Genomic DNA, 14,986 nt, shown 5'->3' with positions numbered 1-14,986 from the left:
TCTAAGAATATATACTACCGTAAATATTAAGCAGGGAGACTTTTGCTTCATAAACCCGGGTTTTACCCAACTTGAAAGGTGTGTGAATCATATTGGTTAATGTTGCAGACTTTCCCAGAATCGCAACCGAAGCAGATGATACACTCCGTATTCAAAGGGCAGCTGATAACGCAGTTGGCAAAACACTCATAATTCCCTATAAAGTAAGTGAATATGTAATCAGTCAATCCATAAGAATAGACCCTACTACAAAAGTCACGGGATCTACACGGAGTGTGAAAATCCGAAATACGAATGATAATGTCTACGCCTTTGTTATCCAGCCTGCTCTTGGCAGCAACAATGTCAATCAGGCGGAAGGATTCGAGCACCTTTATATTCGTTCAAAGTTTGGCATTAAGTATAACAGGGAAGGAGATTATGGTAGTGTTTGGAGCCAACAACCTGCATTATTTAATGTGTTTGTCCGAAATTGTTACTTTGAGGGAAAATACAGTTCTACAGAAGACCCCAACTACAACACGGATATTGTACCTGACCAAAGTGAACTGGAAGCTTACGGGATTGCAATTTGGGGAGCAAAAATATTTAACCTGGTTGTCAGAGACAACTTTATTACCCAATTTGGAATCCCTTTGTACTTGGAAGGCTGTGACCATACCGAAATCAATAATAATAGAATTACACAGAATGCAATCGCAGTCTATTTGACAACCAAACGGGGAGGCGGTCAAAACTATGGCTCCCAATGCTCAATCAATCATAATGAAATTGTAGGCAATGCACGCAGGGGACAAATTGTCATTCCTGACGGGGATGCTCATACCATCACTGACAACTTCTTTGAGGCAGACAAATCTGCCTGTGAATTTCTCAGAATCTTTGGTGATTTTTCCAATCTGATTACCGGCAACCGCTTTAATGTGACGAAGATGGGAGATGTTGCACCGACAACCCCCCTTATGACAATCGATGTCGGGTATGGCTCGGTAGTTTCCCATAACCGCTGTAATTTTAAACATGCTGAATTTATAATCGATATTAAAACAAGCCGCTATAAAAAATATCGGGGAAATCCATACTTAGAACCAAAGTATTTCATTTTATGGAAAGACAATAGTACAACATTCCCAGTACCTAATCACCCTTTAGTAAAAACAAGGGAAATTGATCCTCTTATATTCAACTCCAAAAACCCACGCTTCTTAAACAATCAAATTGCTCTAGGGGAATTTCCTTGGGAACCGTCCACTGTGTCAACCAACTGGACAATAAAGTCGAATATTGAGGTTCCTTTTCGCTCTAATTTAGCCGTAGACATCGTCATGGACCATCTCAGCCCCAGAAACTTCTATTACACCGTGTTAATACGGGGCAGAGATGTGTCAAAAGAAGGCTTTTGTGAAATTCGGGCTGATGATGAAAATGGGTCCCTGCTATATAATCGAAAATTTGCCTTTGGTTCTACTGATGAACTTTCATCACATATTGTATTCTTACAAAGTACGCGTGGGGTGACCAAACTGTTTTTTCGTTTTATCGTTCATGATGGTACCGCTGAGACAATCAAAATTGAAGAAATTATCTTACAACCCACCTTCAACTGACATAAAATTAGCCAGCTTGTTATGGACTGAGATACGAGTAGATTCATCTACAATAAAATAATAAATACTATTAATCTTTTGGCCTCTTCCCTCAATCTCCAGACTGCTTACTTCTTTAATCTTGGGTCGATAAGATAAGAAAATTTCCTTCATCATCTCAAACTGCATATTCGTTTTAACGGATTGACCAATTTCATCCATAATCGATTGTAAATTTGTTAAACTTTTCCATGTTATGCTCTGCCGAACAAGTGCTTTGATGATCTCGCGCTGTCGCTCATTGCGGCCCAAGTCTCCACGCGGATCATCAAAGCGCATTCGCGAATAAGAAAGCGCTTTCTCTCCATTCAATGCCAAAATTCCTTTCTCAAAGCTAAAACCATTGTAGCTGAATGGGAAATGGTTCTCCACTTCAATCCCTCCAACACTGTCTACCAGGTGTACAAGCCCCTCCATATTAACCTTAATATAATAGTCGATTGGAAAGTTGATAAAACTTTCAACCGTCCGCACAGACATCTCTGTACCCCCAAAAGCATATGCATGGTTAATTTTGTCTTCTATTCCACGCCCAATAATATTCGTTCTTGTATCTCGCGGAATATTAAACATAAGAATAGACTCCTTGGCAGGGTTGACCGCCAGCAGCATAAGACTATCTGAACGTCCACTATCCTTTTGTCGTTCATCCACTCCGATAAGAAGCACAATGAAAGGCTTCAGAGTATCCTCTGAAGCCCTATCTAACGTTGCCATGTTAAGAGTTGAAGGAGAACGGTCTTCAAGAGCCAGCGGCTCATACATCTGCTTCGCCATTGTGTTTACTGCCCGGTTCAAATAAAGGAGCGTCCCGGCAATTCCAAATACGAGCACAATGCAAACACAGATTGAAATTTTCATCCAACGTTTCATAATTCATTCTCCCTCTATAACATTAGTCGGTGTGGTTATTTAGCAAATAATGCTGTAAAGCTTGCTGCCAGGAAGGCAATAAAGGGAGATCATTCAGCCTGAGCATAAAGGGCTCCATAACGGAATAAGCAGGTCGAGCAGCAGGCCGCGGCATGGCAGAAGTCGGGATAGGCGTTACTTGAACCTCCATCTTAGCTTGTTTAAAAATTTCCTGGGCGAATTCAAACCAACTGCAATGCCCTGTATTGGATACATGATAAAGACCGTACTTTTCCGTTTTCAGCATGGCTATGATTGTCGATGCAAGATCATAAGTGTAGGTTGGCGAACCAACTTGATCCTCGACCACTCTCACTGCTCCATGTTCCGCACCCAGCTTAAGCATAGTCTTCACGAAATTATTTCCATGTGCTCCATACACCCATGAGGTACGGATAATGAAGAATCGATTATGATGCTGCTGTACAAACTCTTCCCCTGCCAGCTTGGATTGTCCATATACATTAATGGGTGATGTCTCTGACCACTCGTTGTATGATGAGCTTCCATATCCGTCAAATACGTAATCCGTGCTTAAATAAACTAATTTGGCCCCGACTCTGGCCGCCGCTACAGCTACATTGCGGGTACCAATAGCGTTACAACGGAATGCAACTTCCGGTTCAGACTCCGCACGGTCAACCTGCGTATATGCAGCAGCATGAATAACTGTCGTAGGACTAATTTGATCTATAAGGCTATGAACTTCTTCGCAGTCTGTAATATCCAGTTGATTGCGGGTTAGCCCATAGACCTCTATGCCCTTAGCATTCAGGAGTTTGACAAGTTCCTTTCCTAATTGTCCGCCAGCCCCCGTTACCAAAATCCGTTCCCCACTTTCTGGTCGGGTCATAGAAATAGCTCCTTCCGCTCAATCGCCGAAAGGGGCTGATACGTGTTGTCTTTTCCAGATAACAAAGGATTATTAATCGGCCACGGAATAGCAAGCTCAGGATCATTCCAGGCTATCCCCCTATCCGCGGAGGCATTATAATATTGGTCCACTTTGTACGCAACCTGTGTATTAGGTATTAACGTACAAAAACCATGAGCAAATCCTGGAGGAATCCAGAGCTGCCGATGATTATCCCCACTAAGTATAACGCCAACCCATTGACCAAAAGTAGGAGAGGAAATTCGGATATCAACAGCAACATCATATATAGCACCTGCTAATACCCTCACAAGCTTGCCCTGAGCAAAAGGATCCAACTGGTAATGGAGTCCTCTCAAGGTTCCTGCCTCTTTGGATAATGAATGATTGTCTTGAACAAACTCAGGGACGATTCCGAATGCTTCATAATTTTTTTTGCTGTATGATTCTGTGAAAAAACCGCGGTTATCCTGATGAACTGTTGGCTCTATAATCCAAACCCCATCAATTCCCGTATTTAATTTTTGCATAAAAATATCACCTCGTATGCTTTATATGCAAGGATGTATGGAATTAGTAACGGCGGTTATAACAAAATAGGAGCTCCTTCTCTCACTCCGTTATTTAATTTAGGTCTTCCTACTGAATAGTAGACAAAATCAGTATTCAAGAGCTCTTCCTCCGTATAAATATTGCGTCCGTCAATCAGATTCGGAGCCTTTAGCCAAGAACGAATCTCTTGCAATGAGAATTGTGAGAATTCCCGCCACTCGGTTACAATGCATAATGCATCGGCGTGTCTGGCAGCATCTTCGGCATTATCACTGTAATAAAGATTGTCATGCTGGATTAACCGCTTGAAGTTTTCTGCTGCAACCGGATCATAGGCCCTCACCGATGCGCCCAGTTGCAATAAAGAATTAATAATGTCAAAGGCAGGTGCTGCCCGCACGTCATCTGTATCCGGCTTGAAGGCCAGACCCCAAATAGCAATTGTCTTCCCGTAAAGATCGCCCAATGTTGACTTTAACTTATGAATAATATTAAATCTCTGCCCGTTATTCACATCCACAACAGACTTCAATAATTTGAAGTCATAGTCTACATTTCCAGCGATTTGAATGAGTGCCTGAGTGTCCTTGGGAAAGCATGACCCTCCGTACCCTATGCCTGCATTAAGAAATGAGGCTCCAATTCGTTTATCGTAGCCCATTCCCTCTGCAACCTTGGTTACATCCGCCCCTACTTTTTCACAAATATTTGCTATTTCATTAATAAAAGATATTTTGGTGGCCAAAAAGGCATTTGAAGCATATTTGATCATTTCAGCACTTCGAATATCTGTAACAATAATATTTTCAGTAAGAGGGCGATGAAGCTCCACAATTCCCAATACAGCTTCTCGATTCTCGACCCCAATTACAATTCTGTCAGGATGAAAAGTATCTCTCACTGCTGAACCTTCACGCAAAAATTCAGGAACGGACACAATCTCAAATTCCTGGTCAGTGTGGCTCCTGATTATCGCTTTAACCTTTTCATTTGTGCCTACAGGGACTGTACTTTTGGTCATAATGATTTTAAAGTCATTTAATGCGAATGCAATATCTCTGGCTGCTTGTTCAATGTATTGCAAGTCTGCCTCACCACTTGGAAGCGACGGAGTACCCACAGCCAAAATAATAACATCCGATTCTTGGACTGCCTGGCCCAGCTCACAAGTAAAACGGAGACGTCCGGCCTTCGTATTATTGTCCATCAGTTCCTTCAGCCCCGGCTCATAAATAGGTACTGTGCCACTTTTCAGCAATTCCACTTTCGCCTGATCCTTGTCAACACAAATCACATGATTGCCCATTTCCGCAAAGCATACACCTGATACCAAACCTACATATCCTGTACCAACAACTGTAAGCTTCATCCTCTACACCCCGTTATATATATTTCTTAAAGCACAAATAGCCGCTCGTTCCCGGAGCGGCAGCTGGTATTTCTAATTGTATTCATTTCACACTTGTATAGATTTTAATATTTCTTCCCACGACATGCAGATCCGGTGAATGTCCCCTTCAGTCAGTTCAGCCCCAGTCTGAACCTCAATAATTTCCAAATTGCTTAAAGCGCGAATACTATGTTTACTGCCGCTCGGTATTTTCACAACATCCCCTGGTTTTATTTTTCTATAGCTCCCGTCTTGAATCAGTTCTCCTTCACCAGATATAACCGTCCATATCTCATTACGTTTCCAGTGATATTGGTAGCTTAAATTACGACCTTCATAAATACAGATTCTTTTCGTCAGCACCTCATTTTGATGAGAATACTTGATATAATCAATTACCTTATAGTAACCCCATCGACGCTCTTCGTACATTGGACGATGATCTGTATGCTTCAATACATCCTTGATCCGGAAGCTTTGCTGTTTATCACTGACTAAAATACCATCTGGACTAGCAGCAACAATCAAGTTTGAAGCACCAATAATCGTTACCGGTATTTCCAATTCGTTAATCAGATGCGTATTTTGAGTATCCGGAGTCACAATTCCCCCACCGACAACTTTATTCCCCATTTCAGAGGTTAAGGTATCCCAGGTGCCCAAGTCCTTCCATTTCCCTTCATGAACCATGGCAGCAATTTTGCCGGTCTTCTCTACCACTTGGTAATCAAAGCTAATGCTTGGCAACCTGTTGTATTGCTTCAGCATTTCGTCATATTGGATAGGAATATTTAATTGAATAAGCAAATTAATGATAAGATCCAGCTTAAAAGCAAAAACCCCGCAATTCCACAGCGCACCTTGTTTAATCAAGGCTGCTGCTTTCTCCTTGGAGGGTTTCTCTTCAAATTTTTGAACATCCATGTAAGATAGCAAGCCATTTTTTATTTGCCGTTCCGGAATTATATAACCGTAATTCTCAGAGGGATGATCTGGCTTAACTCCAATTAACGCAATTTCGGCTTCAGATTGGGCTAATATATCGGGTAAAACAGCCAAATCATCAAAAAAGTTGTCATTTACATAGGGATCAACAGGCATGATGACAATGGTCTCATTCAACCCCACACCCTGAATGGAATAAAGATAGGTAGAGACCAGAGCAATAGCGGGAAAAGTATCTCGTCTTTCAGGTTCCAGAATGACATTGACACGGTTGCCCAATTGATTGCGAAAGATCTCCTCCTGAGATTTGCTTGTAGCAAAACAAACATCATCTGCCAGCCCCGCATCATGGAGCTGTCGCCATACCCGTTGAACCATGGATTCGAGTTGTCCGTTTGGGTCCTCCAGAACTTTGAGAAACTGCTTTGACCTGGACTCATTGGATAAAGGCCAAAGCCGTTTGCCTGACCCGCCAGATAACAGCACAACTTTCATGTACCGTGCACCTCCTGTTGATTTAAATCGAACGGTATATGCTCTCCAGTTTGGTTTGCCAATCATTCTCTTGCGCTCTGCGAATTCTCTTAAGGCGATATATTTCCTTGTCCTTCAGCTGTAAAGCCTGCTCGCATGCCTGAATGAAAGCCTCTGCTTTACAATCTGTATGGTAGTAGACACCCGGCTCCTGATATTTATCAGTTGTCGGCAGCCCGCAGCCTACAACCGGAATTTCTGCTGCCATATATTCAAACATCTTGAGCGGACTAACTGCCCGGTTATATGCGATATTTTTGTAAGGCATCAAACCGACATCCAATCTTTTCATGTAACCCGGAACAGCATCAGGAGACTTACCACCCAAGAAAAAAATATTGGGCCTTCCTTTAAGGGCTTCAAAATCTTCTATCGTCCCGTGAGCCGGACCAATTAGAAGCAAATTCCACTCCGGCTTCTGTTTAGAGACTTCAAGCAATAGTTCATAATCAATTTTTGCCTTCAATCCCCCAACGAATCCAAGTTTGACGCCTTGTATCTGCTCAATTTCTTCTTCACGCACCGGGGGGACTTGTGTAAACAAATCGAATTCCACCCCATTTTCAATAACCTTGAAATTTTTGTTAGATTGCTGATGTATGTGACGAGCTAAAAATTCTGATGTTGCAAATCCTAAATTTACTCTGGATGAAATTTGATTCTCCGTTCTGCGAATCATATAAGCTTTAAACTGCTGCACCATACCGCGCAATCCGGTTTTTGGTACCCATGTACCGCACCAGTAATCACTGCAATCATAAATGACCCGCTCCCATTGAGATAAGCCGATTAATTGAGAGAAGTAAGGGTATGTATAAAAAAGCACCTTTCTGGAAGATTCAGCAAGGTACGGTTTTAATGGACTATGGATCATGGCATTGCACATATTACCTACATATCTGAACATCCCTCTGCCGTATGGAAGACTAATCTGGGTAACTTTCGGGTGATTCTGCACTGATATGGATGTGAACGAATCATGGTCCGGATAAATCCAGTAGATATGTCTGGTACTCTCTTTGGACTGTAATAATTCTGTAAGCCGATGACGCCGATATTTCAACCCCTCTTTATCCCAAGAGGTTGGGGCCACAATAAAGTAATCGATTCCCTCACTCATGAAATTGAACTCCTTCATACAAATTATCCGATCTTCTCCAGAATTAATCCTGCTTCATACAGTCTTGCAGATAAGGTATCCGGGTCACTTGTGTTCTGATTCATCAAATGCTGTTCATGATTATAATGTCGCTCGAGCTGAAGTTGGCTCCATTCTCCAGCTTCTTGATCATTCAAGTCTTCCAAATAGTCTTTAAAGACGGATAACACACAGGCCATCTCAATTCCCACCGGATTATAAGGAGATGAATATTTATTCCTCTGTATTGTCGCTTTAAATTCCGGATCTTGCGTATAGTTAATGGCCCTCTTGAGCATTTGCCTGACATTACTCATCTTCCAAACAAAATGGTCCGGAACAAAATGATATAGAACAGCAAAAGCATACAGATTAAAACTGTGATATCCATGCTCCAACAAGTATTGATGCTCCCGCTGATGACGGTTAAAATAAAAACGATAGGCTTGCTTGACGAGTCTATACTTCAGTCTGACATGACCGATGACATGAATAATCCGTCCGGAACGGCTGAGCTGGAGATGATCCATCATTTTAACGAAAAAACGGTCTGTTCGTGTCCGGACATCTTCATGGGGCCGCAGTTTATTTAGCAGCACGCCCATCACTGCAAACCATAATTGCTGATTGAAGGTATGACTAATTCCACCAATCGAACCATCTACATTGCGGATTCTCCACAAACCGGAAGGCTGATCTATTTCATGAAGCAAGAAAATCTCCTGAGCCAGGTTAATATATTGTGGCCGCTGAAAATAATCCCCCAATTGAAGTAAAGCTTGAATAACCCATGCCTGACCAATCAATCCATTACAGAAATCTTTGCTTGAAGTATAGCGGCAATAAAATGTAGCATTCATGGGTCTGGCTTCATGGGAAACCAAATAATCGGCAGCCTTCAGAGCAGCCTGCTTAAACGTATCATCACCCGTAAGCTTGAAGGCTTCCAAAAAAAGAAGACTCCAGTGGGCGGTATTGCGCACTGGAGTCTGCGGATCATTCCATGGACCATTGTGGCCCGGAGGCATATCCCCCTTCTTTCCCTGGAGCTCAACCCCACGGGTTGCACTACTTATGATAATTTCCGTCCATCCAGCTACCATTACATTCCCATCCCATCACGAATGATTTTCTTCTGTTTACGCTTAAGCAATTTGTTGAACATTGGTCTAACTTCATTAGCGACTTCCATATATATTGCCTGATTAAACAGGCGAGTAAATAAGACATACAACGCTGCATACCCCGCCACTGCAAATACTGCCAGCCACAGTTGATCATTAAACTGCTGAACACCGTAACAAATAATGGCCAGACCGCAGGAAATTAAGAATGGGGAGCGCAACTGCAGCAAGTAATCTCTCCATGACATGGAACAAACCCGGTTCACTTGTACCTGCAAGATGCATGCCTTTAAAAGAACAAATAATAAATATGCGAAGGCAACTGCTGATAATCCATAGTAACAAGCAGCAATTAATGTAATTAACCTGACCGGAAGCAGAATCAAATCCACATAAAAAGCTGTCTTTGAAGAATGATGAGCATACAAAGCATTTGTCGCAAAACCGGCAGATAAAATATCGACCATTCCTTTCAAAGCCAGCACCTGCATTACAATGATCGATGGTTCCCATTTGTCACCGAAGACAACCGGGACAGCGGAAGGTACAATAAGAAAGAGCATCGCGAAAATCGGTAATCCTGCTGAAGCAACCAAATGTGTCATTTTATAATACATTTTTCTAAATTGAATTACAGCATTCTCACCCTGCTGTATTTTACAAAATACCGGATATGTAACTTTAGTACTAATCTGAATAACCAGATCAATAACCCTATCCAGCGCTTGCTTGGCAAAAGAGTAATAGCCCAACAGATCGATACCGAGCAGCTTGCCTACGATCAATTCATCGAAATTTCTGCCAAAGTAGTTTAGAATATTTTTTCCGGAAACATATATTCCAAATGCATAATAGGGTTTCAGACTTCTAAAGTTTAAGTATAGGGCAGGGAACCAGCCTTTCTTCTTTTTAAAAAGCCAAAACAACGAAACCGTAATAAACATTGTAGAAATAAACTGTCCGATGATAAAAGAATAGACCTGAAACCCGAGAAGGGCAAATACAATAATGGTGACATTCATAATCCAGGTTTTATTCATATTAATCAGGGCCAGTTGCTTGAATTGAAGTTGTTTTTCCAGCAAAGCTATAAATACGACCCCAAGCGGTTCGATTAAAAATAAAAGGGACGCACTGTGCAGAAGTGTCTTCAGTTCCTCCGCTCCATAATAATCTGCTAACAGCGGTGCTGAAAGATTCACACAGATAAACATGATAACTCCTGATAAAACATTCACAGTAAATATGCTGTTCAGCTCCGGTTGCGTCACCTTCTCATGCTGAATGATGGCTTGTGAAATGCCAAAGTCCGTGATAATTTTGGAGAGGCCGAGGACAAAAATAATGATGGCTCTAAGTCCAAAATCCTCTGGACTTAAAATATAACCCAGTATAAAAATCATTAATGCATTCAGAACCAAATTTGTAAATACCAATAGTCCATTCCACTTAAACCCTGAGATTGTCTGATTTTTCAGTTCACTCATATATATCCCTTATTTCTGCTAAATATAAAACTCAGCGGCTTGTTTCTGGCGGCCAATGTTCAACCACCACTCTTTGTTCTTCTGATACCATTCAACTGTCTCCCGCAGGCCCTCCTCAAACGTATAAACCGGCTGCCACTTCAGCTCTTGAACAATTTTAGTCGGATCAATCGCATATCTCCGGTCATGTCCTTTCCTGTCTTCTACATACGAAATCAAATCAACCGGCTGGCCTAACTCTTGCAGAATCAGCTTAACAACATCAATATTGCGCCTTTCATTATGCCCCCCGATATTATAAATCTCACCAGGCTGTCCTTGGTGAAGCACAAGATCGATAGCTGATGCATGATCTTCTACATGCAGCCAGTCCCTAATATTTAAACCATCTCCATAGACCGGAAGCTTCTCATGCTGTAGCGCTCTAATAATCATTAAGGGAATAAGCTTTTCCGGATGATGAAAAGGTCCATAATTGTTGGAGCAGCGTGTGATATTGCAATTCATCCCATAAGTCTCATGATAGGCTCTCACAAGCAGATCAGCTCCGGCCTTGCTTGCCGAATAAGGGCTGTTAGGCGCAATGGGAGAAGATTCAGTGAAGTATCCTTCCGCCCCCAATGAGCCATAGACCTCATCAGTAGATATCTGAATATATTTTTTAACACCAAATTCTCGTGCTGCTTCCAACAAAACCTGGGTTCCCACCACATTAGTCTGAATAAAGATCCCGGGATCATTGATGCTGCGGTCTACATGAGATTCAGCGGCAAAGTTAATAATGGCTTGAATCTCATAGGTCCCCAAAACTTCCCTGACTGCCGTCGGGTTCATAATATCTCCACAGAAAAAACGGTATTGGGGCAGATCTTCCACAGCCTTTAAATTGTCGAGGTTCCCAGCATATGTGAGTTTATCGAAATTTATAATATTGTAACCCGGATACCGCTTCAGCATATAACGAATAAAATGGCTGCCGATAAAGCCTGCTCCGCCTGTAACTAATAAATTCATTTCTCTCTCCCCTTAAGCTAGGTTAATGATATTGATGAGGCTGTCTGTTTTTTTCCAAATGTCAAATCAAATAAGTGATTTCTAACCATCTCATTAGCCTTTGCCCATGATTCGTGCGTACCTGCATCTGTCCACCAGCCCTCCAGGATATCATAGGTTAATTCACCTTGATAAATATAAGCATTATTGACATCTGTTATTTCCATTTCACCACGGCCTGAAGGCTCTAATTTGTCGATAATATCAAATACCTTGCTGTCATACATATAAATTCCGGTCACAGCATATGAGCTTTTGGGCTGTTTTGGCTTCTCTTCAATTGAGCTAATGATCTTTCCTTTTAGCTCCGCTACTCCGTAACGTTCAGGGTCAGCAACTTCCTTCAACAAAATTTTAGCTCCAGCCCCCTGCTGCTTGAAATTATTAATATAATCATTCAGTGAGTCTGAGAAGATGTTGTCTCCTAGCAACACTACAATAGATTCATCTTTTACAAAACTCCTGGCTAAACCTAAAGCTTGTGCGATGCCTCCAGCCTGGTCCTGAACCTTATAGGAAAAAGAAGCACCAAATTCATGGCCGCTTCCCAACAAATTTACAACGTCTCCCATATGATCACGACCAGTTACAATCAGAATGTCTTTTATGTCAGCTGCAATTAATTTATAGATAGAGTGATAGATCATCGGATACGAGCCTACAGGCAATAAATGCTTGTTTGTAACCTTCGTTAACGGATACAATCTTGAACCCGTTCCCCCTGCTAAAATGACACCTTTCATGCTTCCACCCCTACCTTGAATTTATTAACAATTTGTTCATACAGATCTAAATGCTTATCGAGCATTCTGTCCACGCTATACTGATTACAATGGTCCAAACATTTCTGTTGAAGTTTAGCTCTCTCGTGCGGATTTAAAGTATGAAAACGTAAGAGCTGCTCCGAAATCGCCTGAGAATTACCAGCCTGGAAGAGGAAGGTTGCATCTGCAATTACTTCGGGGATCCCGCCAACATTAGAGCCAAGTACTGGTGTACCTAACTGGTAGGATTCGATAATGACACGCCCAAAGGGTTCGTCCCATACTGAAGGAAGTACGGTTAAATCCGCTTGCTTAATCCGTTCATGCAGCATTACGCCGGACATTTTACCAGTAAATTCAATTCTGCTATCAGAAGCTGACAGACTTTTCAGTATCGACGCCTGAGGCCCCTCTCCACAAATTGTCAAACTGCCAATAACCGTTTCTGGTAACTCCATAACTGACTGTATAAGATGTTCAATCCCTTTTTCATTGCTTAGTCTGCCAAAGTAGATCAGATTGAGTGGCCCTTCATGTTGTTTTATATGAGATTTAATTTCTCCCTCAATTGCATTTGCAATTACGCATTGCACAGCTTGCTTGAACATGCCGGCTGACAAGTGCTCCTGTAATATGAAATCGGAAATGCCAATCACTGCTGAGACATTTCGGCTATAATGTCGAGCTGCTTCCCGGTAATAAAAAGGATTACACAACGAATAGTCCCTCAAGGTATGCACCACAGGGATACCCAGCCGCCGGGCCGCGATCCAGACTGCAAATGTCAATCCGGCTATTTTTTGTGTATGAATAATTGAAGGACTGATGGACTGGATGATTTGTTCAACATGTCTGTACATCGCGGTATTATGAATATCCCTTAAATACCATAAGCCTCTAACCAGTTTGTTTGGACTTGGATCACCATACCAGTACAGATTGTGAACCGGAAGCCTGTGAACAGGAATATCATTAACTGTATCTTGAAACACACCCTGCTTTTTATTTTGTTTGCCTGCTGTCAGAACATGAACATCCATTTTTTTAGAAAGCGCCTCAGCCAGAATTTTTGTTGATACTTCTGCTCCTCCAATAATATCAGGGGCATATAAAGAGTGACTAACCAGAATTTTCAGCATATTTATCCTGTTCCTTATGATCTTCTAAAGTTTTTTGTACCTGGAGATACCAACCTCCAATTATTCCCAAAGAAATCCAAACCACCATCATCCGAAAAGAATCCACATTCATTCCACAAGCGAGTATACCGAATGTCAAACCAAGCAAAATATAAATTTCAGTCTTTTCTCTTGGTCCAACTCTTTTTTTTACGGCAAAAAGTTTCACGATGCACATTACCCATAACATCAACCAAATGATAAGTCCTATAGCGCCCAGTTCCCCAAACATTCTGGCAAACATACCATGTGCTTGAGGAACTTTACGAGCCAGAGGATCTAAGGCATGCTGAATTTCATAAGCACCCAATGCCCAATCAGGTACGTAATCTTGAAATTTGAACATAAATTGCCCTTGACCGACGCCAAAGAAGAAATTATCCAAACCCATATTAACAGCGGAGGCCTGCATACCCAGTCTCGTCATTGATGAATAACTTTCATTTGAATCCAAACTAAAATCATTGACAGACTTTAAAGTCCCTGTCAACTGACTTGTAGCCTGTGCAACGATTTCCTCATTTGAAAACATAATACCAGCGAACAAGGCTATTGAGACAAAAGCTATTGCTACATTTCTTTTATTCAACAGAGTTCGTTTCAATAAGATCGGTAGAAAAAATACAGTTTGAAGTAAAATGATGAAATACATCGTTCTGGATAAGGTGAAATAGATGGTGACTAAAAAAAGAAGAAGTAGCAGCACATGCTTCCTCTCTTTTACAATGGCATGGATCAAGAATGGATATGCAAAAGCACTGTAAATTCCATACCAGCTCGGTTCACCAGAAATACTGTGTATACGGTCTGGAATAAATCTGCCTCGATTAATTGAGGAAGCGACAACTTGATAGATTTCAAGGAAAATATTAATACCGATAACTTTGCCCAATATTTCAATTAATCCAATGAGTACACAAGTTTTAATGGAAATAATGATGTATTTTGAAAGCTGCTGTATGGTTATTTTATATTTGGAAATTAATGTTGAGATGAATAGAACAAGCATAAATCCTATAATTACCATGAATAGCTGGGATAAATATCGGGTTGGTCCAAACGTTTGCTTGTAATAGGAATGAAGAATTGAATCCATATTGGCAAATCCGCTAACAATATTCCAGTAGACAAAAACTAATAAAATTTTAGTAATAAATGAGTTGTAATAAAATCTCTCTAACAAAAGAATTGCCATTAACGGAGACAAAATTAAATAAGGAAAAAAACCTAATTCCAGAAGCAATTCATTATACAATCCTAAAGGGAACCCATTCACAGGCAATAAGATCAAGGAGAGAAAAAGGAACCCCTTAAGAAATTTATATTTTTTATCCTCCAGGTTATGTAAGATTAGTATCTTTTGCTGCTCCATGCTAAGAAGCCCTCCTT

Annotated in this window: 13 protein-coding genes; 1 reads left to right on the top strand and 12 read right to left on the bottom strand. The window is 41.2% G+C overall.

Going from position 1 to position 14,986, the window contains the following annotated elements; translation table 11 throughout:
• The first annotated feature begins 92 nt into the window (after positions 1-92).
• Positions 93-1,607, top strand: coding sequence for a NosD domain-containing protein (locus H583_RS0126495; RefSeq protein ID WP_028563119.1), 1,515 nt, complete (start codon positions 93-95; stop codon positions 1,605-1,607).
• Here H583_RS0126495 and H583_RS0126490 read toward each other — a convergent pair.
• From H583_RS0126490 to H583_RS0126435, 12 genes are all read right to left on the bottom strand, one after another.
• Entirely contained in the window at positions 1,587-2,519 is a 933-nt protein-coding gene (locus H583_RS0126490) for an LCP family glycopolymer transferase (RefSeq protein WP_028563118.1), read from the bottom strand. The genes H583_RS0126495 and H583_RS0126490 overlap by 21 nt on opposite strands.
• 22 nt (positions 2,520-2,541) lie before the next feature.
• On the bottom strand, positions 2,542-3,411 hold the full coding sequence (rfbD, locus tag H583_RS0126485; RefSeq protein ID WP_028563117.1) for a dTDP-4-dehydrorhamnose reductase: 870 nt from the start codon (positions 3,409-3,411) through the stop codon (positions 2,542-2,544).
• Positions 3,408-3,962, bottom strand: a complete 555-nt coding sequence (gene rfbC / locus H583_RS0126480; RefSeq protein ID WP_028563116.1) for a dTDP-4-dehydrorhamnose 3,5-epimerase — start codon at positions 3,960-3,962, stop codon at positions 3,408-3,410. Before rfbC ends, rfbD begins: the two co-directional genes overlap by 4 nt.
• Before the next feature lie 56 nt (positions 3,963-4,018).
• Positions 4,019-5,353 carry a UDP-glucose dehydrogenase family protein gene (locus H583_RS0126475; protein ID WP_028563115.1) on the bottom strand — a complete coding sequence of 445 codons (1,335 nt, stop codon included), beginning with the start codon at positions 5,351-5,353 and terminating at the stop codon, positions 4,019-4,021.
• An 87-nt stretch (positions 5,354-5,440) separates the two neighbouring features.
• Positions 5,441-6,814, bottom strand: a complete 1,374-nt coding sequence (locus H583_RS0126470; protein ID WP_028563114.1) for a sugar phosphate nucleotidyltransferase — start codon at positions 6,812-6,814, stop codon at positions 5,441-5,443.
• Between the two features lie 22 nt (positions 6,815-6,836).
• Complete coding sequence (locus H583_RS0126465; RefSeq protein WP_028563113.1) at positions 6,837-7,973, bottom strand: glycosyltransferase; 1,137 nt, start codon at positions 7,971-7,973, stop codon at positions 6,837-6,839.
• Positions 7,974-7,996: 23 nt separating this feature from the next.
• Positions 7,997-9,094, bottom strand: coding sequence for a hypothetical protein (locus H583_RS35705; protein ID WP_028563112.1), 1,098 nt, complete (start codon positions 9,092-9,094; stop codon positions 7,997-7,999).
• On the bottom strand, positions 9,094-10,602 hold the full coding sequence (locus H583_RS0126455) for an MOP flippase family protein (RefSeq protein WP_028563111.1): 1,509 nt from the start codon (positions 10,600-10,602) through the stop codon (positions 9,094-9,096). The genes H583_RS35705 and H583_RS0126455 overlap by 1 nt, the downstream gene beginning before the upstream one ends.
• Before the next feature lie 18 nt (positions 10,603-10,620).
• On the bottom strand, positions 10,621-11,616 hold the full coding sequence (rfbB, locus tag H583_RS0126450; protein ID WP_028563110.1) for a dTDP-glucose 4,6-dehydratase: 996 nt from the start codon (positions 11,614-11,616) through the stop codon (positions 10,621-10,623).
• Positions 11,617-11,633: 17 nt separating this feature from the next.
• Entirely contained in the window at positions 11,634-12,398 is a 765-nt protein-coding gene (locus H583_RS0126445) for a sugar phosphate nucleotidyltransferase (protein WP_028563109.1), read from the bottom strand.
• On the bottom strand, positions 12,395-13,558 hold the full coding sequence (locus H583_RS0126440; RefSeq protein WP_036711160.1) for a glycosyltransferase: 1,164 nt from the start codon (positions 13,556-13,558) through the stop codon (positions 12,395-12,397). Before H583_RS0126440 ends, H583_RS0126445 begins: the two co-directional genes overlap by 4 nt.
• Positions 13,539-14,969, bottom strand: a complete 1,431-nt coding sequence (locus H583_RS0126435) for an O-antigen ligase family protein (RefSeq protein ID WP_028563107.1) — start codon at positions 14,967-14,969, stop codon at positions 13,539-13,541. Before H583_RS0126435 ends, H583_RS0126440 begins: the two co-directional genes overlap by 20 nt.
• Positions 14,970-14,986 lie beyond the last annotated feature (17 nt).

The sequence above is a fragment of the Paenibacillus pinihumi DSM 23905 = JCM 16419 genome, from assembly GCF_000422505.1.
Classification (GTDB): domain Bacteria; phylum Bacillota; class Bacilli; order Paenibacillales; family Paenibacillaceae; genus Paenibacillus_D; species Paenibacillus_D pinihumi.
This window is presented reverse-complemented; position numbering and strand designations above follow the sequence as displayed.

Bases quoted from the DNA above. Each gene is read 5' to 3' on its own strand.
- H583_RS0126455 (WP_028563111.1), bottom strand. From the start codon at position 10,602: ATGAGTGAACTGAAAAATCAGACAATCTCAGGGTTTAAGTGGAATGGA.
- H583_RS0126470 (WP_028563114.1), bottom strand. From the start codon at position 6,814: ATGAAAGTTGTGCTGTTATCTGGCGGGTCAGGCAAACGGCTTTGGCCT.
- H583_RS35705 (WP_028563112.1), bottom strand. From the start codon at position 9,094: ATGGTAGCTGGATGGACGGAAATTATCATAAGTAGTGCAACCCGTGGG.
- H583_RS0126475 (WP_028563115.1), bottom strand. From the start codon at position 5,353: ATGAAGCTTACAGTTGTTGGTACAGGATATGTAGGTTTGGTATCAGGT.
- rfbC (WP_028563116.1), bottom strand. From the start codon at position 3,962: ATGCAAAAATTAAATACGGGAATTGATGGGGTTTGGATTATAGAGCCA.
- H583_RS0126435 (WP_028563107.1), bottom strand. From the start codon at position 14,969: ATGGAGCAGCAAAAGATACTAATCTTACATAACCTGGAGGATAAAAAA.
- rfbD (WP_028563117.1), bottom strand. From the start codon at position 3,411: ATGACCCGACCAGAAAGTGGGGAACGGATTTTGGTAACGGGGGCTGGC.
- H583_RS0126445 (WP_028563109.1), bottom strand. From the start codon at position 12,398: ATGAAAGGTGTCATTTTAGCAGGGGGAACGGGTTCAAGATTGTATCCG.
- H583_RS0126465 (WP_028563113.1), bottom strand. From the start codon at position 7,973: ATGAGTGAGGGAATCGATTACTTTATTGTGGCCCCAACCTCTTGGGAT.
- H583_RS0126490 (WP_028563118.1), bottom strand. From the start codon at position 2,519: ATGAAACGTTGGATGAAAATTTCAATCTGTGTTTGCATTGTGCTCGTA.
- H583_RS0126440 (WP_036711160.1), bottom strand. From the start codon at position 13,558: ATGCTGAAAATTCTGGTTAGTCACTCTTTATATGCCCCTGATATTATT.
- rfbB (WP_028563110.1), bottom strand. From the start codon at position 11,616: ATGAATTTATTAGTTACAGGCGGAGCAGGCTTTATCGGCAGCCATTTT.